Here is a 24,488-nt window from a genome sequence, read left to right as displayed (position 1 = left end):
CGCACACATGGAAAGTCTCGCTCCCCTGATCGCCGCGTCGATCAACGCCGGCACCCCGCTATTGCTGGCCGCCCTGGGCCTCTTGATGAACGAGCGCTCCGGCGTGCTCAACCTTGGCGCCGAGGGCATGATGCTGGTGGCCGCCGTGGTCGGCTTCATGGTTGGCTACCAGACGCAGATTCCGCTGCTGGGTTTTGCCGCCGGCGCAATTGCCGGCATGGTAATGGCTGCGCTGTTTGCCTGGCTCGCGCTGGTGCTCGTGACCAACCAGGTCGCCACCGGTCTTGCTTTGTCGATCTTCGGCACCGGGCTGTCCGCCTTCATGGGGCAGCGCTTTGTAGGCATGTCGCTGCCTGCGCAGGCGCACGGCATCCCGGGGCTGGAGTCGATTCCGTTCGTCGGCCCCGCCTTGTTCGCGCACCACTGGATGGTTTATTTCAGCCTGCTGCTGTGCGGCGCGATTGCCTGGTTTCTGTTCAAGACGCGCGCGGGCCTCACGCTGCGCGCGATCGGTGAATCGCCGGAATCGGCGCACGCGCTTGGCTACCCGGTGCGCACCATTCGCTTTGGCGCGCTGCTGTTTGGCGGCGCATGCTGCGGGCTGGCGGGCGCGTACCTGTCGCTGGTCTATACGCCGATGTGGGTCGAAAACATGGTCGCCGGCCGCGGCTGGATTGCCCTCGCGCTGACCACCTTTGCCACCTGGCGCCCGCTGCGCATCCTGTTCGGTGCGCTGCTCTTCGGCGGCGTGACGATCCTGCAATTCCACCTGCAGGGGATGGGCGTGTCGGTGCCGTCGCAGATTCTGTCGATGGCGCCGTTTGCGGCCACCATCGTCGTGCTGGCCATCATCTCGCGCAATCCGGATTGGATTCGCCTGAACATGCCCGCATCGCTTGGCAAGCCGTTCCGCCCCGGGGCTGCCTAAACTGCAGCGTGAGCCTTCTGCATTTCCGTCTTTTGCTTCAAGCTTCAAAACAGTCAACGAGCCACACAACAGGAGAAATCGATGAACGTTACCCGCAGGATCACGCTGGCCGCCCTGGCCGCCGGCGCTGCCCTGACCCTCTGGGGTTGCGGCAAGTCCAACGACAACGCTGGCGGCAGTGCCGCGCCGGCCGCATCCTCGGCCCCCGCCGCTGCCGCACCGGCTCCGGCCAATGAGCCGCTGAAGATCGCGTTCGTCTACGTCGGCCCCGTGGGCGACGCAGGCTGGACCCACGCTCACGACGACGGCCGCAAGGAAGTCGAAGCCAAGTTCGGCGACAAGGTGAAGACCAGCTTCGTTGAAAGCGTTCCCGAAAGCGCCGCGGATGCCGAACGCGTGTTCCGCGACCTGGCCACCCAAGGCAACAAGGTCATCTTCGGCACGAGCTTCGGTTTCATGGAATCGATGCTCAAGGTCGCGAAGGAATTCCCGGACGTGAAGTTCGAGCACGCCACGGGTTTCAAGACCGCCGACAACCTCGGCCAGTACGACGTTCGCACGTATGAAGGCGCGTATCTGGCGGGCGTGGTGGCCGGCAAGATGAGCAAGTCGGGCAAGCTTGGCGTGGTGGGTTCGGTGCCCATCCCCGAAGTGATCCGCAACATCGACTCGTTCACACTGGGCGCGCGCAGCGTCAACCCGAAGGCCACCACCCGCGTGGTGTGGGTCAACAAGTGGTTCGATCCGGGCAAGGAGCGCGAGGCTGCCACTACCCTTATCGGCCAAGGCGTTGACGTGCTGATGCAGAACACCGACTCCGCAGCCGTCGTGCAAACCGCGCAAGAGAAAGGCGTTTACGCAATCGGCTGGGACAGCGACATGACCAAGTTTGGCGAGAAGGCCCACCTGGCTGCCTCGATCAACAAATGGGGCGTGTATTACACCAAGGTCATCGGCGACGTGCTTGAAAACAAGTGGAAGCCGGAAACCGTGTGGTGGGGCCTGAAGGAAGGCGCGATCGATCTGGGCGCGTACAACACCGTGGTGCCGGAAGACGTGAAGACCCTGGTCGAGACCCGCAAGAAGGGCATCATCGACGGCTCGGCCCCGATCTGGAAGGGTCCGCTCAAGGACAACACCGGCAAGGAAGTTCTGCCCGCCGACAAGGTCGCCGACGACGGCTTCCTGCACGGCATCAAGTTCTACGTAGAAGGCGTCGACGGCAAGATTCCGGGTTAAGTTCACCCCGCCTCGGCAAAAAGCCGGCACCTCGCAAGAGGGCCGGCTTTTTTCATGGACGATGGCGCCAAATCTTGAAAATCGGGCGGTTTCCCCAAGCTGATACGATGCTTTGCCGGTCAACCGCTTTCATGTGACGCCGGCTTTTCATCAAGGAGCCCACGATGTTCGGACGACTCTTCCGCCTGTGGAGCGTGGTGCGCAACGACGCGCGCCTGCTGTGGTTTGCGCTGCGCCATCCGGACAAGCCGTGGTGGCTCGCGCCGGCGGCGCTGCTGCTGGTGGGCTATGTGGTATCGCCGATCGATCTGATTCCGGATGTCATCCCGGTGATCGGCTGGATGGACGACATCGTGCTGGTGCCGCTGGCGCTGCACATGCTGCTGCGCGGCCTGCCCGACCGCGTGCGCGAGGATGCACGCTTTGCCGCCGCCCGGCGTGTGAAGCCCACCGGGCGGTAACTTCCTGTCCTACGGCAAGAGGATCGTCGATCCGGTCGTCTTGCGCGACTCCAGATCGCGGTGCGCCTGCGCTGCGTTCTGCAGTTCGTAGCGTTGGTGAATTTCGATTTTCACCTTGCCGCTGCTCACCACATCAAACAACTCAGCCGCCATCGGTTCAAGCAGTTCGCGCCGCGCCGTGTAGGTCATCAGCGTCGGGCGCGTGATCTTGAGCGAGCCTTTCGCGCTCAGCACGCTGAGGTCAACCGGCGGCACCGGGCCCGATGCGTTGCCGTAGGTGACCATCATCCCGCGTGGTGCGAGGCAATCCAGCGAGCCCGTGAACGTATCTTTGCCAATGCCGTCGTAGACCACCGGCACCCCCTTGCCGCCCGTGATTTCGCGCACGCGTTCGGTAAAGTTCTCGCGCGTGTAGACGATGGTGTGATCGCAGCCGTGCGCGCGGGCAAGTTCGGCCTTGGCATCGCTGCCGACGGTGCCGATCACCGTGGCGCCGAGCGCCCTCAACCACTGGCACGCAATCAAACCCACACCACCAGCGGCTGCGTGAAACAGCACCGTATCGCCGGGCTGCACGCGATAGCTGTCGCGAAGCAGGTATTGCGCGGTCATGCCCTGCAGCATCATTGCGGCACCGGTCTCAAAGTCGATCGCATCCGGCAGGCGTACGAGAATGTCGGCCGGCATCGTGCGCACCGCAGCGTAGGCGCCGGTGGGGCGGCCGGCATAGGCAACGCGGTCGCCGGGCTTAACGTGCGTCACCGCCTCGCCCACCGCTTCCACCACACCCGACGCTTCCATGCCGATGCCGCCCGGCAGCGGCTGCGGATACAGCCCGGTGCGGAAATAGACGTCGATGTAGTTGAGGCCGATGGCGTGCTGCTTGATGGTGGCCTCGCCGGGGCCGGGCGCGGGCACGTCGACATCGACGTACTGCATCACTTCCGGACCGCCTGTCTCAAATATGCGGATGGCTTTCGCTTGTGTCATGCGTGGATCTCCTTCGGATCGGGCGCCACTCGTTGCAGGGCAGACATCACCAGGTCTGCCGTTGCGAGGTTGGTGGCGCAGGGAATGTTGTGGACGTCGCAGGCACGGACCAGCGCGTTGATGTCGGGTTCGTGCGGCTGCGGCGTCATCGGGTCGCGCAGGAAGATGACGGCGTCGACACGGCCTTCGGCCAACTGCGCGCCAATCTGCAAGTCGCCGCCCCACGGTCCGGACAGCATGCGCTGCACGGTCAGGCCGACTTCCTTCTCGAGCCGGCCGCCGGTGGTGCCGGTCGCCAGCAGGTCGCATTGCGACAGGAAGGCCTGGTGCGTTTGTGCGAAAGCGACCATGTCGTCTTTCTTGTGGTCGTGTGCGATCAGGGCGACGCGGCGTTTGCGGGCTGCGCTTTCGGGCGTAAGAGTGGTCATCGTGATTGGCTTAGAAGGTGCCAGGGAAGCTGCCGCCATCCATGAGGATGTTTTGCGCATTCAGGTAGCCAGCGTGCTGGCTGCACAGGAAGGCACACACGGCGCCAAACTCGGCCGGTTGGCCGAAGCGTCGAGCCGGATTGCCCTGCCGCTTGCGGTCGAAATTCTCTTCTGCGCTGATGCCGGCAGCCTTGGCGCCAGCTTCCAGCGTCTTGGTCAGGCGGTCGGTCTCGAACTGACCCGGCAGCAGATTGTTGATGGTCACGCCGTGCTTGGCCACTTCACGGGCCAGGCCCGCCACGAAGCCCGTCAGCCCAGAGCGCGCGCCATTGGACAAACCCAGCACGTCAATCGGCGCCTTGACCGCACCGCTGGTGATATTGACGATGCGGCCCCAGCGGCGCTCGATCATCTTGTCGACGGTGGCTTTGATGAGGTCGATAGGCGTGAGCATGTTGGCGTTGAGCGCAGCATTCCATGCGTCGCGGTCCCAATCGCGGAAGTTGCCCGGCGGCGGGCCGCCTGCGTTGTTGATGAGAATGTCGGGCGAGCCGCCCAGGCGCTCGCATGCGAGCAGCGCCTCGGCGCGGCCTTCCGGCGTGGTGATGTCGGTCGCCACGGCTTCCACGCGCACGCCGTGCGCCGTGCGGATGCGCTCGGCGGCAGCCGACAACGCTTCGGCACCGCGCGCGACGATCACCACGTCCACGCCTTCGGCAGCCAGCGCGTCGGCGCACGCAAAGCCCAATCCCTTGCTTGCCCCGCACACCAGCGCACGCTTGCCTTTCAGGCCCAAGTCCATCTGTCTGACTCCTTGTGATTGTTATTTGGATTATTTCGATCGGCCGCCCGTCAGCCGCGACGGCGTGACAGCAGCGCCATACCGGCAAGCACCAGCGCGCTGCCGGCAATCTGCCAAATCGTGATCGGCTCGCCCAGCAGCCACCAGCCCAGCAGCAGCGTTGACACCGGCCCGATCATGCCCGCCTGCGACGCCACGGGCGCACCCACGCGCGCCACCGCCATCATCGTCATCGTGACCGGCGCCACCGTGCAGAACACCGAGTTGATGGCCGACAGCCCATACACCTGCCAGGGCAACACCAGCGCTGACACCGGCCGCAGCACCAGAAACTGGACGATACAGGCCGCGGTCGACACGCACATCGCATAGGCAACCAGCCGCATCGAACCCACGCGCTTGACCAGCTCACCGCTGGCCAGCAGGTAGATACCGTAGCTGATGGCGCTGGCAAGCACCAACCCGCCGCCCAGCCAGACGTTGTTGCCGCCCAGGTTCAGGTCGTGCGCGAACACCAGCACGATGCCGGCATAGGCCAGCGCCAGCGACACCCACTGCAAGCCGGTAATGCGCCGCTTGAATACCGTCGACGTGATCAGCAGCACGAATGACGGCGTCAGAAAGAGGATCAGCCGCTCCAGCCCGGCCGTGATGTACTGCAGGCCGAGGAAGTCGAGAAAGCTGGAGAGGTAATAGCCGATCAGCCCCAAGCCGACGATGCGCCAGCGGTCGGGTACGGTCAGAGGCTCCGCACGGCGCGACTGCCACCACCCCATCGCCATGAACAGCGGCGCGGCCAGCAGCATGCGCAGGGTGATCACCATGACGGCGTCCACCTGGTAGCGATACATCAGCTTGGCGACGATGGCCTTGGCGGAAAACAGCACGGCGCCCGCGGAGGCAAGCAGCAGCCCGCCGGTGTCGGTGGTTCTTGCGGGAGTGGTGGACGCAGAGGACGCGGTGTTCACAGCGGAACGCGGAAGAACCGCGGGCGGTGTTGGAGAGCGTCGTCGATTGTATTGGAATTCAACAAAACGTTCCGGCGCGGGGTGCGCTGCACTTGGCACAGCTTTCGCTTGAGCACGCCGGGGAGCGCCGTACAATCGCGCCTGCATTCCGAATATCTACAACGACAACGGATTCCACATCTACATGAGCCAAACCACCTCTTCCGCCTTCTCCGCGGATGCCGCCGGGGCACCCGACCCGACCCTCTGGAACGAAGACCTCAACCCCACGCCGCCCGCCGCCCGCACCTGGACGGCCACCAACTACGCCGCGTTGTGGGTGTCGATGGTGGTATCGGTGCCGGCATACATGTTGGCTTCGGGCCTGATGAGCGAGGGCATGAACTGGTGGCAAGCCGTGCTGACGGTGTTCCTTGGCAACCTGATCGTGCTGGTGCCGATGGTGCTGGTGGGCCACGCGGGTACCAAGTACGGCATTCCCTTCCCCGTGCTGGTGCGGGCCTCGTTCGGCGTGCGCGGCGCGCAGTTGCCGGCCATTCTGCGGGCCATCGTGGCGTGCGGCTGGTTCGGCATCCAGACGTGGCTGGGCAGTCAGGCGATCTACACGATCCTCAACGTCGTCACCGACAACATGCTGGTGGGCAGCAACATTCCGGGGCTGGGCATCAACCCGGGCCAGGGATTCTGCTTCCTGCTGTTCTGGGCGCTGCACATCTGGCTGATCACCAAGGGACTCGAATCGATCAAGCGCTTCCAGGCGCTGGCCACCCCGTTGCTGATCCTCGCCGCATTTGGCCTGGTCTGGTGGGCGTATATCAATGCGGGCGGCTTTGGACCGATGCTGTCGGCGCCGTCGGCTTTCTCGGCGGGCGGCAAGCGCGCCGGCGAGTTCTGGGGCTTCTTCTGGCCGTCCCTCACCGCCATGGTCGGCTACTGGGCCACGCTGGCCCTGAACATTCCCGACTTCACCCGCTTCGCGCGCAGCCAGCGCGATCAGCTCGTCGGACAGGCGATCGGCCTGCCGCTCCCGATGGGGCTGCTGGCGCTGGTGGCCGTGCTCGTCACGTCGTCCACGGTGGTCATCTACGGTCAGGCCATCTGGGATCCGGTCACGCTGGCCGGCAAGATGACCGGCCCGTCGGTCATCGTGGCCCTGCTGGCGCTGATCACCGCCACACTGATGACGAACATCGCCGCCAACGTGGTTTCGCCGGCGTATGACTTCTCGAACCTGGCGCCGCATCGCATTTCATTCCGCATCGGCGGCTACATCACGGCGGGCATCGGCCTGGCGATGATGCCGTGGAAGATTCTCGAGACGACCAAGGGCTATATCTTCACGTGGCTGGTTGGTTACGGCGCGCTGCTGGGCCCGGTGGCCGGGATCATGATGGTCGACTATTTCCTGGTGCGCCGCACCGTGCTCAAGACCGGCGAACTCTTCCGCGTGGACGGCCCTTACGGTTACGGCAACGGCTGGAACGGCCGCGCCATCGTCGCGCTCATCATCGGCGTGCTGCCCAATCTGCCGGGTTTCTTCAAGCAGGCCGGGTTTGTCGCCAGCGTGCCAGGCGTATTCGAAGCGTTGTACACGTATGCATGGTTCGTGGGCCTCGCCATTTCGGCTGTGGTGTATGTGATCCTGATGCGCGGCCGCCGCTGAGCGCTTCCAAAATCGACACGGGGCGCGCCGGTACAATGCGCCCCATCTGAGAATCCCCTGCCGCCATGAAACAAGATCCGCGCTTTCCGAACCTGTTCATCCTCAATCACCCGCTGATCCAGCACAAACTCACGCACATGCGCGACAAGGACACGTCCACGCGCACGTTCCGCGAGCTGCTGCGCGAGATCACCTTGCTGATGGGCTACGAGATCACGCGCAACCTGCCGCTGACCAGCCGCCACATCGACACGCCGATGGGCCCGATGGAAGCGCCCGTCATCGCGGGCCGCAAGCTCGCTGTGGTGCCGGTGCTGCGCGCAGGCGTGGGTATGAGCGACGGGCTGGTGGAACTGATTCCGTCCGCGCGTATCGGCCACATCGGCGTGTACCGTGACGAGCAACACCGCCCGGTGGAATACCTCGTGCGCCTGCCGGATTTGGAGGACCGCACCTTCATCCTGTGCGATCCGATGGTCGCCACCGGCTACTCGGCCGTACACGCTGTCGACGTGCTGAAGAAGCGCGGCGTGCCCGACGAGAACATTCTGTTCCTGGCGCTCGTCGCGGCGCCCGAAGGCGTGGAGGTGTTCCAGCAGGCACATCCGGGCGTGAAGCTGTTCGTCGCGTCGCTCGATTCGCACCTGGATGAAAACGCCTACATCATCCCGGGCCTGGGTGATGCAGGCGACCGCCTGTTCGGCACGAAGAACTGAACGCGCAAGCGCTCAGCGCAAACAAAAACAGCCGGCATTGCCGGCTGTTGTCTTTGGTACGCTGGAGGCGCTCAGCGCTTCTTCGACCCGCCCAGAATGCTGCCCAGCACGCCGCGCACGATTTCGCGCCCGACCGTCGAACCGATGGTACGCATCGTCGACTTGGCCAACGTTTCGACAATCGAATCGCCACGGCCGCTGCGGCCCGTACCCTTCGTCAGGATTGCGCCGACATCGCCAAGCCATCCGCCGCTCTCCTGTTGTGCGGGTGCTGGCGCGGGTGCGGGTGCTGAACCTGTCGATGCACCGAAATCCGTGCCGATGGAACCCGGTGCGGGCGAGGATGCTGGCCCGCCCTTTGCCACACGCCCGCTCAGGATTTCGTACGCCGATTCGCGATCGATTGCCGTGTCATAGCGGCCGGCCACCAGCGAATTGCTCATCAGCTCGCGGCGCTCGTCATCCGAGATCGGGCCGATGCGCGATGCGGGCGGAACGACAAACGCACGCTGCGTGATCTCCGGGCGACCGCCCTCGTCAAGCATGGAAATCAGCGCCTCGCCCACGGCCAGTTCGCCGATGGCTTCTTCGATGCTGAACTCCGGGTTCGCGCGCATCGTTGTCGCGGCCGCCTTCACGGCCTTCTGATCGCGCGGGGTGAAGGCGCGCAACGCGTGCTGCACGCGGTTGCCGAGCTGGCCGAGCACCGTGTCCGGCACGTCGGCCGGGTTCTGCGTCACGAAGTACACGCCTACGCCCTTGGAACGGATCAGCCGCACCACCTGCTCCACCTTCTGCAGCAGGGACGGCGGTGCGTCATTGAACAGCAGGTGCGCCTCGTCAAAGAAGAAAGCGAGCTTGGGCTTGTCCACGTCGCCCACCTCGGGCAGATGCTCGAACAGCTCGGAGAGCATCCACAGCAGGAACGTCGCATACAACTTGGGCGCATTGAGCAGCTTGTCGGCCGCCAGGATGTTGATCACGCCCTGGCCGCGCACGGTCTGCATTAGGTCGTTGATGTCGAGCATCGGCTCGCCGAAGAACTGGTCGGCACCCTGCTCTTCCAGGGCGATCAGGTTGCGCTGGATGGCCCCGATGCTGGCCGACGAGATGTTCCCATACTTGTTCGTGTAGTCCGACGAATGCTCGCCAACGTGCTGGAGCATCGCGCGCAGATCTTTCATGTCGAGCAGCGCGAGGCCCGAGTCGTCCGCAATCTTGAAGACGAGGTTCAGTACGCCGGTCTGGATGTCATTCAACTCAAGCATGCGCGAGAGCATCAGCGGGCCCATGTCGGACACGGTGGCGCGCACGGGGTGGCCGCGTTCGCCATACACATCCCACAACGTGACGGGGCAACCAGCCCATTGCGGCTCTTCCAGGCCGCGCTCCTGCAGGCGGGCCTTGAGCTTGTCGTTCGACTGGCCGGCTTGCGAAATGCCGGTCAGGTCACCTTTTACGTCGGCCAGAAAGACTGGCACACCAATCTTCGACAAGCCCTGGGCGATCGTTTGCAGGGTGACGGTCTTGCCGGTGCCAGTGGCGCCGGTGATCAAGCCATGCCGGTTGGCGAGCTGGGGCAACAGCACCAACTCCGCTTTGGCGTTCTTGGCAATCAGGATGGGATCGGTCATGGCGTTTGGACGAGGATCAATCTGGGGGGATGACACACCAGCAAGTCGACCGGATGGACGGGGCGGCGGGCGTGTGCAGCATGCTAAAATCCGCGACCGATTATAGAGCGTGCAGGTGGCGTCAAACCGCCATCTGGGCGCCAGATTCCACTGCATTCCGCTCGGAGAGTTTCATGGCCGGTCATTCCAAATGGGCCAACATCAAGCATAAGAAAGCCGCTGCCGACGCCAAGCGCGGCAAAGTTTGGACGCGCCTGATCAAGGAAATCACCGTGGCGGCCCGCCTGGGCGGCGGCGATGCCGACTCCAACCCGCGCCTGCGCCTGGCCATGGACAAGGCCACCGACGCAAACATGCCCAAGGACAACATCAACCGCGCCATCCAGCGCGGTGTGGGCGGCCTGGAAGGCGCGAACTACGAAGAAATCCGCTACGAAGGCTACGGCATCAACGGCGCAGCCATAATCGTCGACTGCCTGACCGACAACCGCACGCGCACCGTGGCTGAAGTCCGGCACGGCTTCGACAAGTACGGCGGCAACATGGGCACATCGGGCTCCGTCGCGTTCCTGTTCGACCACATCGGCCAATTCATCTTTGCCCCCGGCACGCCGGAAGACAAGCTGATGGACGCCGCGCTGGAAGCCGGCGCCGACGATGTCGTCACGCATGAAGACGGCTCGCTCGAAGTCATCTGCCCGCCGCACGATTTCGCCAAGGTCAAGACCGCGCTGGAAGCCGCCGGCTTCAAGGCGGAACTGGCCGAAGTCATCATGAAGCCGCAGACTGAAGTCGAGTTCACCGGCGAAGACGCGGTCAAGATGCAGAAGCTGCTCGACGTCCTGGAAAACCTGGACGACGTGCAGGAAGTCTTCACCAACGCGGTCATCGGGGAGTAAGCCCCGGACACGCGCATAACGGCGATCGACCTCACGATCGCCGTTTTTGTTTTCCAGATTTCGAATCGGATTTTGCAATTTCAGGTAGGTACAGCATGAAAGTGATGGTGGTCGGTTCGGGCGGTCGAGAGCACGCCCTGGCATGGAAGCTGGCACGCTCGCCCAAGGTGCAGGTGGTATACGTAGCCCCCGGCAACGGCGGCACGGCGCTCGACAAGCGCCTGCAGAACCTCCCGATCACGGATCCGGAAGTGCTGGCCGCCTTTGCCGAGCGCGAGGGCATCCACTTCACGGTGGTCGGGCCGGAGGCACCGCTGGCCGCCGGCATCGTCGACCTGTTCCGCGCCAAGGGCCTGCGCATCTTCGGGCCGACCAAGGCCGCCGCACAGCTCGAATCGTCGAAGGATTTCGCCAAGGCGTTCATGCACCGCCACGGCATTCCGACCGCCAAGTACCAGACCTTTAGCGATGCTGCGCAGGCGCACGCGTACATTGACCAGGAAGGCGCCCCGATTGTCATCAAGGCCGATGGCCTGGCCGCCGGCAAGGGCGTGGTCGTGGCAATGACCGCCGAAGAAGCGCACAACGCCATCGACATGATGCTGGCTGACAACCGCCTGGGTGACGCCGGTGCGCGCGTGGTGATCGAAGAATTCCTCGCCGGCGAAGAAGCCAGCTTCATCGTTGTGTGCGACGGCAAGAACGTCGTGGCACTGGCCACCAGCCAGGACCACAAGCGTCTGCTCGACAGCGACGCCGGCCCCAACACGGGCGGCATGGGCGCCTACTCGCCTGCGCCGGTGGTCACGCCCACGCTGCATGCCCGCGCCCTGCGCGAGATCATCATGCCGACCATCCGCGGCATGGAAAAAGACGGCATCCCGTACACCGGTTTTCTGTATGCCGGCCTGATGATCGACGCAGAAGGCAACCCCAAGACGCTCGAATTCAACTGCCGCATGGGTGATCCGGAAACGCAGCCCATCATGGCGCGCATGAAGACCGACCTGTACGACGTGCTCGACCGCGCCATCGACGGCAAGCTCGACGGCATGGAGTTGGACTGGGACCGCCGCACCGCGCTGGGCGTGGTCATGGCCGCCCACAACTATCCGGACACGCCGCGCAAGGGCGACGTCATCACCGGCATCCCGAAGGAAACCGAAGACAGCGTCACCTTCCATGCCGGCACCACGCTCAAGGACGGCGTGCTGACCACCAACGGCGGCCGGGTGCTGTGCGTGGTTGGCCTGGCCGATACCGTCAAGGCGGCCCAGCGTGCGGCGTACAACGCTATCGAGCAGATTCACTTTGACGGCGCCCAGTACCGGACCGATATCGGCCATCGCGCCATCCGCCATTGACCGACCGCCGGCAGAGCTTGCCCCACCATGGGGCAGGCGCGGCCTCCGTCACCCCGGGTGATCCCCAACTTGCCCCGGTGGCCCGCCCGCTACAATGGTGACAACCGCATGACTCGGCCCGGCTCGACCTTACGAGCGGCCCCTCCTGATCGCATGGATACCCAAGCCGTCCGCGCCTACCTGCTGGACCTGCAGGACCGCATCACCACTGCCGCCAGCGCGCTGGACGGCGGCACATTCAGCACCGACGCGTGGGAAAAACCGCCCACCGAGCGCCTGCGCGGCAGCGGCCGCACCCGCATCCTCGAAGACGGCGCAATACTTGAGCGCGGCGGCGTCGGTTTTTCGCACGTGATGGGCGACACCCTGCCCCCCTCCGCGACCGCCAACCGGCCCGAATTGGCCGGGCGCGGGTTCGAGGCGATGGGCGTGTCGCTGGTCTTCCATCCGCGCAACCCGTACGTGCCGACGGTGCATATGAATGTGCGCTGCTTCGTCGCCGTGCGCCCCGATGCCGAGCCCGTCTGGTGGTTCGGCGGCGGCATGGATCTCACGCCTTACTACGGCTTCGCCGAAGACGCCTCTCACTTCCACCGTACCTGCCAGGGCGCCCTGGCCCCCTACGGCGATGAGCTGTACCCCCGCTTCAAGCAATGGTGCGACGACTATTTCTATCTGAAACACCGAAAGGAAGCGCGCGGCGTCGGCGGCATCTTCTTCGACGACTTTGCCGAGCTGGGCTTCGAGCGCAGCTTCGAGATGATGCGCTCGGTGGGTGACGCCTTCCTGCCCGCCTGGCTGCCCATCGCGGAGCAACGCCACACCACCCCCTACGGTGAGCGCGAACGCGCATTCCAGGCCTATCGCCGTGGCCGCTATGTCGAGTTCAACCTGGTCTTCGACCGCGGCACGCTGTTCGGCCTGCAAAGCGGCGGCCGCACGGAATCCATCCTGATGTCGATGCCGCCGGTCGCCAACTGGCGCTACGACTGGCAGCCGGAACCGGGTTCGCCGGAGGCCGCGCTGTACACCGATTTCCTGCCGGCGCGCGATTGGGTATGACGCTTCCCTCATTCGTGCGCCCCGATCTCGATCGCCCCTACCGGCTTGGCTTGCTGGGCGGCACGTTCGATCCGCCGCATGTCGGCCACATCGCCCTGGCCGAGCTGTGCATTGCCCGCCTCGACCTGGATGAGCTGCTGTGGATTCCCACCGGCGTGTCGTGGCAGAAAGCCGCCGACATCACGCCGGCACCGTTGCGCTTTGCCATGACCGAACTCGCCGCCAAAGCGGTACGCGGTGGCCGCGCGCGCGTCCACGTGAGCAGCATGGAAGTCGACCGCCACGGCCCCAGCTACACCATCGACACCGTACGTGAATTGCGCGGTGTTTACGGCCCGGATACCTCCATGGCATGGCTCATGGGCGCCGACCAGCTTGTCGGCCTGGACACCTGGCACGGCTGGCAGGACCTGTTCGAATACGTTCACTTGTGCGTCGCCACGCGCCCCGGTTTCGACCTTCAGGCGCTGCATGCGCCGGTGCAGCGCGAACTTGATGTGCGCCGGGGCGACACAGCATTGATACAATGCGCACCCGCCGGCCATATGTGGATCGACCAGACCTTGGCTGTCGACCTGTCATCCACCCGCCTGCGCCAGCAACTTGCCACCGGCGCGCGCTGCGACACCGACCTGCCCGCCGGGGTGGCCGACCTGATCCAATCGCATTCGCTGTACCGCCGTGCCAATGGCACGGTCAGTGCTTGACCGCGTGATTGACCACATTCACGCGATTTTTTCTGACCTTTTTCTCGCCCTTTAAACGTTCTTCTCACTCAGTATGGATATTCGCAAACTACAACGCGTGATCGTCGACGCGCTCGAAGACGTCAAGGCGCAAGACATCAAGGTCTTCAATACGACCCACCTGACCGAACTGTTCGATCGCACGGTCATCGCCAGCGGCACGTCCAATCGCCAGACCAAGGCGCTGGCCGCATCGGTGCGTGACGCCGTCAAGGAAGCCGGCGGCCACGTCATCGCCGTGGAAGGCGAAGACGTGGGCGAATGGGTGCTGGTCGACTGCGGCGACGCCGTGGTCCACATCATGCAGCCGCAGCTGCGCCAGTACTACAACCTCGAAGAAATTTGGGGCGACAAGCCGGTGCGCATCGAACTGGGCGGCACCGGCAAGCGCGGCCTGCCCAAGGCCAGCGAAGGTTACGACGACGAGGAAGACGAGGCCGAAGAGGTCACGCCGGCCAAGCGCCGCACCACCAAGCCGAAGCTGGCAGGCGAACGCCCGACCAAGGCCGGCGCACCGGCCAAGAAGGCTCCCGCCAAGAAGCCCGCTACCAAGCGGGCAACCGGTGCTGGCAAGACCGCCACCAAGACCGCCGCAAAAACGGCAACCAAGACGGCAGCCAAGCGCGCTCCGGCCAAGAAACGCGCAGCGTAACGTCGAGCGCGCAGTCTCGCCATGCAGTTGCTGATCGTTGCCGTGGGGCACAAGATGCCGTCCTGGATCGAGGACGGCTTCTCTGAATATGCCAAGCGCATGCCGCCCGAACTGCGCATCGAACTGCGCGAAATCAAGCCTGAGCAGCGCTCCGGCAGCCGCACGGCCGCCACCGTCATGCAGCTTGAAGCAGCGCGCATTGAAGCCGCGCTGCCCAAGGGCTGTCGCATGATCGCGCTGGATGAGCGCGGCAAAGACCTCACCACAGTCGCACTCGCAGAATCCCTCGCCGGATGGCAACAGGAAGGCGGCGACATCGCCTTCGTGATCGGCGGCGCTGATGGGCTGGACCCGGCGCTCAAGGCTAAGGCTCGCACGCTGATCCGCCTATCGAGCCTGACGCTGCCGCACGGCATGGTGCGCGTGCTGCTGGCCGAACAGCTCTACCGCGCGTGGAGCATCACGCAAAACCACCCATACCACCGCGTATGACCATGGATGCACCCGGCGCGCCACACCTCTATCTCGCCTCGCAGAGCCCGCGCCGGCAGGAACTGTTGCGCCAGATCGGCGCGCGCTTCGAGCTGCTGCTGGCCGGCGACGACGAAGATGCCGAAGCGCTGGAAGCCGTGCTCCCCGGCGAAACGCCCGACGACTACGTTCAACGTGTCTGCGCATTGAAGGCACAGGCCGCGGTGCGCCGCCGCATTGCACGCAACCTCCCTGCCCTGCCGATCCTGACGTCGGACACCACGGTCTGCCTGGGCGGCGAGATCCTCGGGAAACCAACCGACGCAGCCGATGCCCACCGCATGCTGCGCGCGATGTCCGGCCGCGAGCACCGTGTGCTGACCGCCGTAACGGTCGTCACCACCAGCGGCACGCCGATGCACGCGCTGTCCATTTCCGACGTGCGCTTTGCGGTGCTGACAGACAACGACATCGCCCGCTACATCGCCAGCGGCGAACCCTTCGGCAAGGCGGGCGCGTACGGCATCCAGGGTCGCGCGGCCGCCTTTGTGGCCCATATTTCGGGAAGCTATTCGGGTATCATGGGTCTACCCTTGTTCGAGACCGCCGCACTGCTCGCACAGGCGGGCATCACGCTGTAACTCGCCCCTGACCGGCCGCTGAACCACGCACCGGACAGCGTGCGAGGGCCGGTTTCAAGACACGCTTCGGGCGCATACGATCAAGCCCTGAGGCGGGTGCTGAAACCCGCTCTCTTGGTACCTCTCCATGTCCGAAGACATCCTCGTCAATATCACGCCGCAAGAAACGCGCGTGGCCATCGTCCAGCAAGCCGCCGTTCAAGAACTTCACATCGAGCGCACACTGACGCGCGGCTTGGTCGGCAACATTTACCTTGGCAAGGTGGTGCGCGTGCTGCCCGGCATGCAATCGGCCTTTATCGATATCGGGCTGGAGCGTGCAGCGTTTTTGCATGTGGCCGACATCTGGCACCCGCGTGACGCCAAGGACGCGCCGCCCACACCGCAGGTCGCCATCGAGAAGACGCTCTTCGAAGGCCAGGCGCTGATGGTGCAGGTCATCAAGGATCCGATCGGCACCAAGGGCGCTCGGCTGTCCACGCAAGTCAGCATTGCCGGCCGCACGCTGGTGTATCTGCCGCAAGACCCGCACATCGGGATCTCGCAGAAGATCGGCAACGAGGCCGAGCGTGAGGCGCTGCGTGCGCGCGTGACCGCCATGGTGCCCGTCGAAGAGCGCGGCGGCTTCATCGTGCGCACCATCGCCGAAGAGTCGACCGACGAAGAACTGGCCAACGACGTCGCTTACCTGCGCAAGATCTGGGCGACCATCCGTCACAACGCGACCACCCTGCCCGCCCCGTCGATCCTGTATCAGGACCTGAACCTCGCCCAGCGCGTGCTGCGCGATTTCGTGACGGACGAAACGCGCAGCATCCAGGTCGATTCGCGCGAGAACCACCAGAAGCTCGTCGAGTTTGCGCAGGAATACACGCCGGCCGTGGTCGAGCGCCTGACGCATTACACCGGAGAACGGCCGATCTTCGACCTGTACAACATCGAGGCGGAGGTTGAGCGCGCGCTGTCGCGCCGGGTCGACCTGAAATCGGGTGGCTACCTGATGATCGACCAGACCGAGGCGATGACGACCATCGACGTCAATACCGGCGGTTACGTGGGCGCGCGCAACTTCGACGACACGATCTTCAAGACGAACCTGGAAGCAGCGCACACCATCGCGCGGCAACTTCGGCTGCGCAACCTGGGCGGCATCATCATCATCGACTTCATCGACATGGAGTCGGCCGAGCATCGCGACGCGGTGCTGGCGGAACTGCGCAAGGCGCTGTCGCGCGACCGCACCCGCATCACCGTCAACAGTTTCTCGCAGCTTGGGCTGGTGGAGATGACGCGCAAGCGCACGCGGGAGTCGCTCGCGCATGTGCTGTGCGAGCAGTGCCCGGTGTGCCAGGGCAAGGGTCAGGTGAAGACGCCGCGCACCGTGTGCTACGACATCCTGCGCGAGATCATGCGTGAGTCGCGGCAGTTCAATCCGCGCGAATTCCGCATCCTTGCTTCGCAGTCGGTCATCGACCTGTTCCTGGAAGAAGAAAGCCAGCACCTTGCGATGCTGGGCGACTTCATCGGCAAGCCGATTTCGCTGCAGGTGGAATCGTCGGCGGCCAGCCAGGAGCAGTACGACATCATTCTGATGTAGCACTGCGCCGAGCGCGGCAGCTACGGTTTGACCGGGCTGCCGTGCGAAACCGGCGCAGCTGCCATGGATGCTCGCGCACGCTCCGTTAGACGCGGAATCTGCTCGCGCATGGCGAGCAGCGCGGCCAACACCACCAACATCACGATTCCGAGCATGGCCAGATAGGCCACGGAGCCGCCAGCGGTGATGACGATTGCGCCGGCAAACGCGCTGAGAATTGCGCCCAGCCGCCCAAATGCCACCGCCGATGCCGTGCCTGTCGCGCGCACGGCCGTCGGATAAACGTAGGCGCACAGCGCATACATCGTCGATTGCACAGCATTGACGAACAGCCCATGCAGCCCCAGGCCGACGATCAGCAAGTTCGTGTTGAGCTTTGCATCGACACCCTGCAACGCAAAGGCGCTCACGGCCGCGCCCACGCAACACAGCGCCATTGGCCAACGCGATCCCCACCGTGCGATCGTCACCGCGCAGACCAACGCGCCGATCACCCCGCCCAGGTTGTACGCCGTCAGTCCCGAGCCCGCCACGCTCACGCTCAAACCTTCTGAAGCCAGCATCGTCGGCAGCCAGCTGAACGCTGCGTACACGGCGAGCAGACACATGAAGAAGGCCGCCCACAGCGCCACCGTGTCGCGTGCCTGCCCCGGCGCGAAAAGCGAGCGGAAACTGGCGTGCTGAATGACCTTCTGACCCGCCACATCGGCAAACGCCGTATTGGCGGGTACATCGCGCCCCATCTTCGATAGCAGATGCGCAAGTTGCGGCCAGTGCGATTGACGTCGCGCCAGGAAGCGCGGCGATTCAGGCAGCGCGGCCACCAACACAAATCCAAGCACGAGCGGCAGCGCACCGCCAATCCAGAACAGCCCTCGCCAGCCATAAAGCGGCAGCACGTGGCCGGCAAACAAGCCCGCCAGCATCCCGCCCAGCGGCACGCATACGATCGTGGCCGTCACGGCCAGCGTGCGACGACGCGCAGGCGTGAACTCCGCCGTCATCGTCGTGGAGCTTGGGAGCGCGCCGCCAATGCCCAGGCCTGCGATAAATCGCAGCGCGGCAATCGTCGCCACATTGGGTGCGAAACCGATCGAGCACGTCGCTATGCCAAACACGAACACGCTGCCGATCAACGCCCAGCGTCGCCCAAAGCGATCGGCAAACAGGCCCGCCAACGCGCTGCCCAGCCCCATGCCGATCAGGCCGGCCGCCACCGCTGGGGCGAACGCATTGCGCGTGATGCCCCACTCCTTGATGAGTACGGGGATGGCGAAGCCGATCAACTGGCCGTCGAAGCCGTCCATGACTATAGCGAAGGCCGCAAGCAGCACCGCCAACTTCTGTGCAAGGGAAAACGGCCCGTCATCAAGGACCGTACCGATATCGACCGTGGTGGAGTTCTGACTCATGCCGGCCTCCGCTGGGATGCCAAACATGCGAAAGCGCAATGCAATACCACCGCCGCGCTCACCAATCTGGAACTGCTCATCATGTGGTTGTCTCCGTTGATGTGGCGTCTGCGCGCCATCGAATAAGACCCGGGGTATCTCGGTCTGCTAAGGCACCTGCTGGTGCACGGTGCTCGCCTGCACCAATCGCACCAATTGCATCAACGTCTCGGTGTGAGGCACCGGTACGCCATGCCGGCGCGCCGTCGCCACCACGGCGCCATTGATGGATTCGATCTCGGTCGGACGTCCGGCCAGCACGTCTTGCAGCATTGACGGCTTGTGTCCGCGATGCGCGACGATGGCGTGTCGCACGTTGTCGCTCACCTTGGCGGCATCGACGTTGATGCCGCTCGCGCGCGCCACGGCTAGCACTTCGTCCACGATGGTCAGTGCCAAGGCTGGGCCGTCTTCCACCGCGCTTATCGCATCGACAGGCTGGTTCAGGACCGTGCACAGCGGATTGAGCGCGGCATTGAAGGCGACCTTCTCCCACACGGCGCCCCACACGTTGTCATCGGCCTGGCAGTTCAGACCGGCGGCGGATAGCGCATCCACCACGCGTGCGAGTATCGGAGGCCGCTCGCCGTCTGCGCTCATCAGGCGAATCACACCTGAGCCGTGTGACCGCACGTGACCCGGGCCAGCCAAATCTGCGGGCCACGTCGTGACGCCAACAAAGACGCGCGCTCGCCGCACCAACGAAGCCAGCGCCTCCACGTTGCCCAGCCCGTTCTGAAGCGTCAGCACATGCGTCGATTCACCGATCAGGTGACGCACGCTCGCAAGTGCCGTCCGCGTATGCATCGCCTTGGTAAAGACGATCACCAAGTCAGGCACGTCTGTCGCGTCGCCGGGACGCAGGGCCTGCAGATTGCGGACGTGCCGGTCGCCGGTGGCGGTTTCCAGCCGCAAACCGTGTGCGGCAATCGCGTGCAGATGCGCATCGTTGATGTCGAGCAGCGTGACGTGTTGATCAGCTTCGGCCAGCAGCCCGCCAAACAACGAGCCCATCGCGCCCGCCCCCAGAATTGCGATCTTCATCGGCATCTCAGCTCAGAACGGGTAATGGCGCGGCGTGGTCTGCACCGTCATCCAGCGCAGCTCGGTGAACTCCGCCATGCCAGCGCGGCCGCCGAAGCGCCCGAAGCCGCTTGCCTTGACGCCACCAAACGGCATCTGCGCCTCATCGTGGACGGTCGGTCCATTGATGTGGCAGATGCCAGATTCGATGCGGCGAGCGACGTTCATCGCGCGTGCTACATCGCGGCTGAACACGGCAGACGACAAGCCGTACGCGTTGTCATTCGCACAGGCAACGGCGGCATCGTCGCCGCTTACGCGCACGATGCCCTTGACGGGGCCGAACGATTCTTCCGCATAGATCAGCATGTCGGGCGTGACGTGGTCGAGCAGCGTGGCGGGCATCAACGTGCTGGTGGCCTTGCCGCCGCACAGCAGTTTCGCGCCTTTGGCGAGGGCGTCGTCGATGAGGTGATTGCAGCGGTCGACAGTGCTCATGTCGACCACCGAGCCCAGCACCGCCGGCCCTTTGCGCGGATCGCCCAGCGGCAGCGCTGCAGCCTTGGCCGCCAGCTTGGCAACGAACGCATCGGCGATGGACTCGTCCACGATGATGCGCTCGGTGGACATGCAGATCTGGCCAGAATTGGCGAATGCGCCAAACGCTGCACCGTCGACAGCGGCATCGATATCCGCATCCGACAGCACCAGCAGCGGCGCCTTGCCGCCCAACTCCAGCACCACAGGTTTCAGATACGTCGCGCAGGTCTGCGCGATGATCCGACCCACGCGCGTGGAGCCAGTAAAGTTGACGCGCCGCACTGCCGGGTGCGCGATCATCGCTTCCACCACCGCGCCCGCATCGGCCGGAGCATTCGTCACAAAATTGACGACGCCGTTTGGCAAGCCCGCCTCTTGCAAGGCTTCAATGATGAGCCCGTGCGTGGCGGGCGAAACTTCCGAGCCCTTGAGCACGACGGTGTTACCGCACGCCAGCGGCAACGCAATCGCGCGCACGGCGAGGATGACCGGCGCATTCCACGGCGCGATGCCCAGCACGACGCCTGCCGGTTGGCGCACGCCCATGGCGAGGCTGCCGGGCACGTCGGACGGAATGATCTCGCCCGCAATCTGTGTGACCATGGCGGCGGCTTCCTGCAAGCCGCTCGCGGCCAGATGCACGTTGAATCCGGCCCACAGTGCGGAGGCGCCTGTTTCGGCAGCCATCGCTGCGGCAAATGCCTCGCCCTTGGCTTCAAGCGCTTGTGCAGCACGCATCAGCAACGCACGGCGCTCTGTCGGGCCCATCGCCGCCCAGGCCGGGAATGCGGCTGCAGCGGCATCGATGGCGCGGCGCGCATCGTCCACCGTGGCGGCGGGTGCACGCGTGGCCACGGTGCCGTCGAGCGGGTTACGCCGCTCGAAGACGGCGCCACTGGCAGCTTGCACTCGCTCGCCGTTGATCAGCATCGAGATGTTCTGCGCCGCGTCCGACTGGGCAATGTTCGTATTTGTCATCAGGCAATCTCCACTTCAATCAAGGTTGGTCCGGTCGATTGCAGCGCGGTGCGCAGCACGGCCTCCAGCGCATGCGGGTCACTCACGCGCTGGCCGGTGCAGCCCATGGCGCGGGCCAGGCCGACAAAATCGATGCCGTGCAGATCCGTGCCCTGCACGGCGTCGGTCGGCGCAAAGCCGAACACCGGCGCGAAATCCTGCAGGGCCGCATAGCGGCGGTTGTTCAGGATCACGAATGTCATGGGCAACTTGAGCAGCGCTGCGCTCCACAGCGCCTGGATGGAATACATGCTCGATCCGTCGCCAATCAGACCAATCACGCGTGTGCCCGGTTTGGCGAGTGCCACGCCAACTGCGGCCGGCATGCCGTAGCCCAAGCCGCCGCTGTCCATCGTGTAGAACGCTCCCGAACGTCGCATCGGCAAGTAAGCCTGCATGGTTGAGCGCGCACTCGGAGCCTCTTCGACGACGATGTCTGCCGGGCCGCGCACGGTATCGAGCGTCTGCAGAACAAAGGCGACCGACATGGGTGAGCCTGGCTCGGCTCGCGGCGATTTGACGCGTGACGCGGGCAGCGGCCGTGCCGGTGGCGCTGGGCGGGCGAGCAAATCCAGCACGCCCAAGCGGATGTTGCCGACGGCGGAAATGCCCTCAGGCGTCCACGCAGCGGTCGCTGGATCGTCGATCAACTGCACGAGCTTCGCCCCGACCGGCACATGCGGCCCATGGCCTTCCACGTGGTACGTAAACGCCGGTGCGCCGAGCGCGAACACCACGTCGTGCCCTTGCAGCAGGCTGACGATCTTTTCGCGCATGGCGGGCAGGAAACCGGCGAACAGGCGGTGGTCTTCGGGAAACGCGCCACGCCCGGCCATTGGTGCGGTGAACACGCGCGCGTTGTGTCTCTCGGCGAGTTGTACGACGGCGTCCCATGCGCCAGCGCGGTCAATTGCGGCCCCCACCACGAACGCCGGCCGCTGCGCCGCGTCGAGCAGGTCGCCGATGCGCGCCAGCGTGACGGGATCGGGCCGCACCGCGGTGGCAACTTCGTGCACGGCAACGGGCTCCGTCGGCTGATCCCAGTCATCCACCGGAATCGACACCAGAACGGGGCCTCGCGGCTCCTGCATTGCGATGTGATACGCGCGGGCCAGCGCCAGCGGCACGTCTTGGGCACGCGCCGGCTCGATGCTCCATTTGACGTACGGCTTGGCCAACTCGGTCGCCTGATTGGAAGCGAGAAACGGGTCGAACGGCAGGATCGACCTCGCCTGCTGTCCGGCGGTGATCACCAGCGGCGTGCGATTCTTGAAGGCCGTGAAGATGTTGCCCATGGCGTTGCCAACACCAGCCGCCGAGTGCAGGTTCACCAGCGCGGCATTGCCTGTGGCCTGTGCGAATCCGTCCGCCATGCCCACCACCACGGCTTCCTGTAACCCCAGGATGTAGCGAAAATCCTCCGGAAAATCGCGAAACATCGGCAGCTCGGTCGAGCCCGGATTGCCAAACACGTGGGTCATGCCGAGCCGGCGCAGCAGCTCAATGGTGGCGTCGCGCATGGTGGTCAGCGCGAGCGAAGTGCGGGTCATACGGGCAGCCTCCTCGGAACAGGCCGCCAGTATGGAATCCGTAGTTCTTAACGCGATATTGAATTATTTCGCCAAAGTCATTACATTTTGGCATGTCTTTCGATCTGCGCCAGTTACGCGCCTTTACCACCATCGTTTCAGCGGGCAGCCTTGGGCGTGCGGCAGAGGTTCTCCACGTCACGCAGCCGGCGCTCAGCCGCATCGTCAAGCGATTGGAAGACGAAGTGGGCGCCCCGCTATTCGAGCGGCATTCCAAGGGAATGCAACTGACCGCCATCGGGCAGGCGCTCCTGCCGCACGCGTCGCTGCTGCAGCACGGGGCCGATTACGCACAGGAAGAGATCGACGCGATGCGCGGGCTTGCCAAGGGCACGATCCGTGTGGGCGCCGTGGGCAGCATCGCAAGCTATGTCTTGCCGTTGGCCGTGGGCACGGTGGTAGCCCGCTGGCCGAACCTGCGCGTGGAAATTCTCGAAGGCGTGTGGGATCGGCTGGCCGAAGGACTGGTCAAGCACGAGATCGATCTCGCGTTGTCGATGGCGATGCCGGATACCGACGAAATCATCGCCATCGCGGATTGCCGCTGGGAGGATGCGAGTTTCGTGGTTGCGTCGCCGGAGCATTCGCTACGCCATCGCCCTGGCCTGACATTGGCCGATACGCTGGATGCATTCTGGGCCGTTCCGCCACGCGGTACCGGCCCGTACGAGCACATGCGTCAGGTATTCGAAGCCGCGGGTTTGGGCCTGCCGAACATTGTGGTGGAAACCCGTTCGGTGACGGCACTCAAGAGCCTCGTGGCACGCTCCGGATTCCTGAGCTGGATGGCAGAACCGATGATCGATGCGGAGCGCCGCGCCGGCGTGATCGAGCCGCTACCGATTCCCGGCTTGGTGGCGCGCCGCACCCTCACGGCGTTCCGGCGTCGACACGGCATCCTGCCGAGCCCCGCCGTCAAGCTGCTCGAAGCGCTGCGCGAGCTGACGGCGTAGGCCCGTTGCGCCCTATTTCTTCTTCTCGCGCGGCAAGCGGCCGAGCAGGAAGAACTCGTCATTGGGCCGCATCGAAATCACATTCGCCATGCGGTTCGACAGGCCAAAGAACGCGGTGATGCCGGTGATGTCCCAGATGTCCTCGTCATCGAAGCCGTGCGCACGCAGCGCTTCATAGTCGGCGTCGTTGACGGCGTGCGAGGCGGTGCAGACCTTCATCGCAAAGTCGAGCATGGCGCGCTGGCGCGGCGTGATGTCGGCTTTCCGGTAATTGACGGCCACCTGGTCGGCCACCAGCGAATTCTTCTCGTAAATGCGCAGGATGGCACCGTGCGCGACCACGCAATACAAGCATTGGTTGGCGGCGGAAGTGGCGACCACGATCATCTCGCGCTCGCCCTTGGTGAGACTGCTGCCTTCGCGCAGCATCAGCGCATCGTGGTACGCGAAGAAGGCGCGGCATTCGTCGGGCCGATGCGACAGCGCCAGGAAGACGTTCGGCACAAAGCCGCTCTTCTCCTGCACCTCCAGGATGCGCGCGCGAATATCTTCAGGAATGTCGGCCAGTTCAGGAACAGGGAACCGGCTGATGGGCGGCGTGGTGGTCGTCACGATGTCTCCTTTGATTTGAGCATCCTGAGCACACCGCCCGTG

24 protein-coding genes are annotated in these 24,488 nt (G+C 64.6%); 14 read left to right on the top strand and 10 right to left on the bottom strand.

All coding sequences use genetic code 11. The features are described from left to right. Window positions 1-7 precede the first annotated feature (7 nt). From BM136_RS00665 to BM136_RS00655, 3 genes are all read left to right on the top strand, one after another. A complete protein-coding gene (locus tag BM136_RS00665; protein WP_063391503.1) occupies window positions 8-928 on the top strand; it encodes an ABC transporter permease in 921 nt (306 codons plus the stop codon). A gap of 81 nt (window positions 929-1,009) precedes the next feature. After that, window positions 1,010-2,167, top strand: coding sequence for a BMP family ABC transporter substrate-binding protein (locus tag BM136_RS00660; RefSeq protein ID WP_092969391.1), 1,158 nt, complete (start codon window positions 1,010-1,012; stop codon window positions 2,165-2,167). A 164-nt stretch (window positions 2,168-2,331) separates the two neighbouring features. After that, window positions 2,332-2,628, top strand: coding sequence for a YkvA family protein (locus tag BM136_RS00655; protein WP_092969388.1), 297 nt, complete (start codon window positions 2,332-2,334; stop codon window positions 2,626-2,628). A gap of 9 nt (window positions 2,629-2,637) precedes the next feature. On the opposite strand, the gene BM136_RS00650 is transcribed toward BM136_RS00655, so the two are convergent. Genes BM136_RS00650 through BM136_RS00635 form a run of 4 tightly spaced genes read right to left on the bottom strand, consistent with a single transcriptional unit; the run spans window position 2,638 to window position 5,816 of the window. Further along, entirely contained in the window at window positions 2,638-3,618 is a 981-nt protein-coding gene (locus BM136_RS00650) for a quinone oxidoreductase family protein (RefSeq protein ID WP_092969385.1), read from the bottom strand. After that, window positions 3,615-4,046, bottom strand: a complete 432-nt coding sequence (locus BM136_RS00645; RefSeq protein WP_092969383.1) for a methylglyoxal synthase — start codon at window positions 4,044-4,046, stop codon at window positions 3,615-3,617. Before BM136_RS00645 ends, BM136_RS00650 begins: the two co-directional genes overlap by 4 nt. A 10-nt stretch (window positions 4,047-4,056) precedes the next feature. Next, window positions 4,057-4,848: an SDR family oxidoreductase gene (locus BM136_RS00640; protein ID WP_092969379.1), complete on the bottom strand. Its 792-nt coding sequence runs from the start codon at window positions 4,846-4,848 to the stop codon at window positions 4,057-4,059. Between the two features lie 50 nt (window positions 4,849-4,898). Next, entirely contained in the window at window positions 4,899-5,816 is a 918-nt protein-coding gene (locus BM136_RS00635; RefSeq protein ID WP_092969376.1) for a DMT family transporter, read from the bottom strand. 184 nt (window positions 5,817-6,000) lie between these two features. On the opposite strand from BM136_RS00635, the gene BM136_RS00630 reads away from it, so the two are divergent. Continuing rightward, window positions 6,001-7,479, top strand: coding sequence for an NCS1 family nucleobase:cation symporter-1 (locus tag BM136_RS00630; protein WP_092969374.1), 1,479 nt, complete (start codon window positions 6,001-6,003; stop codon window positions 7,477-7,479). Window positions 7,480-7,544: 65 nt separating this feature from the next. Next, the gene (gene upp / locus BM136_RS00625; RefSeq protein ID WP_092969371.1) at window positions 7,545-8,195 is read left to right on the top strand and encodes a uracil phosphoribosyltransferase; all 651 of its coding nucleotides are present in this window, start codon (window positions 7,545-7,547) and stop codon (window positions 8,193-8,195) included. A 71-nt stretch (window positions 8,196-8,266) separates the two neighbouring features. Here upp and BM136_RS00620 read toward each other — a convergent pair whose 3' ends face one another. After that, window positions 8,267-9,829 carry a helicase HerA-like C-terminal domain-containing protein gene (locus BM136_RS00620; RefSeq protein ID WP_092969368.1) on the bottom strand — a complete coding sequence of 521 codons (1,563 nt, stop codon included), beginning with the start codon at window positions 9,827-9,829 and terminating at the stop codon, window positions 8,267-8,269. Window positions 9,830-10,002: 173 nt separating this feature from the next. Here BM136_RS00620 and BM136_RS00615 point away from each other — a divergent pair, with 173 nt between their 5' ends. The 8 genes from BM136_RS00615 (at window position 10,003) to rng (ending at window position 17,261) form a co-directional block, all read left to right on the top strand. Continuing rightward, window positions 10,003-10,728, top strand: coding sequence for a YebC/PmpR family DNA-binding transcriptional regulator (locus BM136_RS00615; protein ID WP_092969365.1), 726 nt, complete (start codon window positions 10,003-10,005; stop codon window positions 10,726-10,728). A 95-nt stretch (window positions 10,729-10,823) separates the two neighbouring features. Then, window positions 10,824-12,092, top strand: a complete 1,269-nt coding sequence (gene purD / locus BM136_RS00610; protein WP_092969362.1) for a phosphoribosylamine--glycine ligase — start codon at window positions 10,824-10,826, stop codon at window positions 12,090-12,092. 153 nt (window positions 12,093-12,245) lie between these two features. Next, window positions 12,246-13,154 (top strand): oxygen-dependent coproporphyrinogen oxidase, encoded by a 909-nt coding sequence (gene hemF, locus BM136_RS00605; RefSeq protein ID WP_092969359.1) that lies wholly within the window; start codon window positions 12,246-12,248, stop codon window positions 13,152-13,154. Then, window positions 13,151-13,861, top strand: a complete 711-nt coding sequence (locus tag BM136_RS00600) for a nicotinate-nucleotide adenylyltransferase (RefSeq protein ID WP_092969356.1) — start codon at window positions 13,151-13,153, stop codon at window positions 13,859-13,861. Before hemF ends, BM136_RS00600 begins: the two co-directional genes overlap by 4 nt. A 73-nt stretch (window positions 13,862-13,934) precedes the next feature. Next, a complete protein-coding gene (rsfS, locus tag BM136_RS00595; protein ID WP_092969353.1) occupies window positions 13,935-14,552 on the top strand; it encodes a ribosome silencing factor in 618 nt (205 codons plus the stop codon). A gap of 21 nt (window positions 14,553-14,573) precedes the next feature. Further along, window positions 14,574-15,044 carry a 23S rRNA (pseudouridine(1915)-N(3))-methyltransferase RlmH gene (rlmH, locus tag BM136_RS00590; protein ID WP_092969350.1) on the top strand — a complete coding sequence of 157 codons (471 nt, stop codon included), beginning with the start codon at window positions 14,574-14,576 and terminating at the stop codon, window positions 15,042-15,044. Next, window positions 15,041-15,664 carry a Maf family protein gene (locus BM136_RS00585; RefSeq protein ID WP_092969347.1) on the top strand — a complete coding sequence of 208 codons (624 nt, stop codon included), beginning with the start codon at window positions 15,041-15,043 and terminating at the stop codon, window positions 15,662-15,664. Before rlmH ends, BM136_RS00585 begins: the two co-directional genes overlap by 4 nt. Before the next feature lie 127 nt (window positions 15,665-15,791). After that, complete coding sequence (gene rng / locus BM136_RS00580; protein ID WP_092969344.1) at window positions 15,792-17,261, top strand: ribonuclease G; 1,470 nt, start codon at window positions 15,792-15,794, stop codon at window positions 17,259-17,261. Between the two features lie 20 nt (window positions 17,262-17,281). Here rng and BM136_RS00575 read toward each other — a convergent pair whose 3' ends face one another. The 4 genes from BM136_RS00575 to mdlC all read right to left on the bottom strand — a co-directional run bounded on the left by BM136_RS00575 (window position 17,282) and on the right by mdlC (window position 22,842). Further along, a complete protein-coding gene (locus tag BM136_RS00575; protein ID WP_092969341.1) occupies window positions 17,282-18,700 on the bottom strand; it encodes an MFS transporter in 1,419 nt (472 codons plus the stop codon). Window positions 18,701-18,820: 120 nt separating this feature from the next. Continuing rightward, window positions 18,821-19,756 carry a ketopantoate reductase family protein gene (locus BM136_RS00570; protein ID WP_175537048.1) on the bottom strand — a complete coding sequence of 312 codons (936 nt, stop codon included), beginning with the start codon at window positions 19,754-19,756 and terminating at the stop codon, window positions 18,821-18,823. A 12-nt stretch (window positions 19,757-19,768) separates the two neighbouring features. Then, window positions 19,769-21,253, bottom strand: coding sequence for an aldehyde dehydrogenase (locus BM136_RS00565; RefSeq protein ID WP_092969335.1), 1,485 nt, complete (start codon window positions 21,251-21,253; stop codon window positions 19,769-19,771). Next, window positions 21,253-22,842, bottom strand: a complete 1,590-nt coding sequence (mdlC, locus tag BM136_RS00560; protein WP_092969333.1) for a benzoylformate decarboxylase — start codon at window positions 22,840-22,842, stop codon at window positions 21,253-21,255. The genes BM136_RS00565 and mdlC overlap by 1 nt, the downstream gene beginning before the upstream one ends. A gap of 92 nt (window positions 22,843-22,934) precedes the next feature. Between mdlC and BM136_RS00555 the strand changes: the two genes are divergently transcribed. After that, a complete protein-coding gene (locus tag BM136_RS00555) occupies window positions 22,935-23,834 on the top strand; it encodes a LysR family transcriptional regulator (protein WP_092969330.1) in 900 nt (299 codons plus the stop codon). Between the two features lie 12 nt (window positions 23,835-23,846). On the opposite strand, the gene BM136_RS00550 is transcribed toward BM136_RS00555, so the two are convergent. Then, window positions 23,847-24,446, bottom strand: coding sequence for a peroxidase-related enzyme (locus tag BM136_RS00550; RefSeq protein WP_092969327.1), 600 nt, complete (start codon window positions 24,444-24,446; stop codon window positions 23,847-23,849). Window positions 24,447-24,488: the final 42 nt, after the last annotated feature.

The organism is Ralstonia sp. NFACC01 (genome assembly GCF_900115545.1).
Taxonomy (GTDB): Bacteria; Pseudomonadota; Gammaproteobacteria; order Burkholderiales; family Burkholderiaceae; genus Ralstonia; species Ralstonia mojiangensis.
Note: the sequence above shows the minus strand (reverse complement) of the source record. Positions and strands in the feature narration are given on the sequence as shown.

Coding starts and splice junctions, on each gene's coding strand:
- BM136_RS00655 (WP_092969388.1), top strand. CDS start 2,332: ATGTTCGGACGACTCTTCCGCCTGTGGAGCGTGGTGCGCAACGACGCG.
- mdlC (WP_092969333.1), bottom strand. CDS start 22,842: ATGACCCGCACTTCGCTCGCGCTGACCACCATGCGCGACGCCACCATT.
- BM136_RS00645 (WP_092969383.1), bottom strand. CDS start 4,046: ATGACCACTCTTACGCCCGAAAGCGCAGCCCGCAAACGCCGCGTCGCC.
- BM136_RS00660 (WP_092969391.1), top strand. CDS start 1,010: ATGAACGTTACCCGCAGGATCACGCTGGCCGCCCTGGCCGCCGGCGCT.
- BM136_RS00620 (WP_092969368.1), bottom strand. CDS start 9,829: ATGACCGATCCCATCCTGATTGCCAAGAACGCCAAAGCGGAGTTGGTG.
- BM136_RS00650 (WP_092969385.1), bottom strand. CDS start 3,618: ATGACACAAGCGAAAGCCATCCGCATATTTGAGACAGGCGGTCCGGAA.
- BM136_RS00585 (WP_092969347.1), top strand. CDS start 15,041: ATGACCATGGATGCACCCGGCGCGCCACACCTCTATCTCGCCTCGCAG.
- BM136_RS00600 (WP_092969356.1), top strand. CDS start 13,151: ATGACGCTTCCCTCATTCGTGCGCCCCGATCTCGATCGCCCCTACCGG.
- BM136_RS00570 (WP_175537048.1), bottom strand. CDS start 19,756: ATGAAGATCGCAATTCTGGGGGCGGGCGCGATGGGCTCGTTGTTTGGC.
- BM136_RS00615 (WP_092969365.1), top strand. CDS start 10,003: ATGGCCGGTCATTCCAAATGGGCCAACATCAAGCATAAGAAAGCCGCT.
- purD (WP_092969362.1), top strand. CDS start 10,824: ATGAAAGTGATGGTGGTCGGTTCGGGCGGTCGAGAGCACGCCCTGGCA.
- BM136_RS00640 (WP_092969379.1), bottom strand. CDS start 4,848: ATGGACTTGGGCCTGAAAGGCAAGCGTGCGCTGGTGTGCGGGGCAAGC.
- BM136_RS00630 (WP_092969374.1), top strand. CDS start 6,001: ATGAGCCAAACCACCTCTTCCGCCTTCTCCGCGGATGCCGCCGGGGCA.
- rlmH (WP_092969350.1), top strand. CDS start 14,574: ATGCAGTTGCTGATCGTTGCCGTGGGGCACAAGATGCCGTCCTGGATC.
- rsfS (WP_092969353.1), top strand. CDS start 13,935: ATGGATATTCGCAAACTACAACGCGTGATCGTCGACGCGCTCGAAGAC.
- rng (WP_092969344.1), top strand. CDS start 15,792: ATGTCCGAAGACATCCTCGTCAATATCACGCCGCAAGAAACGCGCGTG.
- BM136_RS00575 (WP_092969341.1), bottom strand. CDS start 18,700: ATGTTTGGCATCCCAGCGGAGGCCGGCATGAGTCAGAACTCCACCACG.
- hemF (WP_092969359.1), top strand. CDS start 12,246: ATGGATACCCAAGCCGTCCGCGCCTACCTGCTGGACCTGCAGGACCGC.
- BM136_RS00555 (WP_092969330.1), top strand. CDS start 22,935: ATGTCTTTCGATCTGCGCCAGTTACGCGCCTTTACCACCATCGTTTCA.
- upp (WP_092969371.1), top strand. CDS start 7,545: ATGAAACAAGATCCGCGCTTTCCGAACCTGTTCATCCTCAATCACCCG.
- BM136_RS00565 (WP_092969335.1), bottom strand. CDS start 21,253: ATGACAAATACGAACATTGCCCAGTCGGACGCGGCGCAGAACATCTCG.
- BM136_RS00665 (WP_063391503.1), top strand. CDS start 8: ATGGAAAGTCTCGCTCCCCTGATCGCCGCGTCGATCAACGCCGGCACC.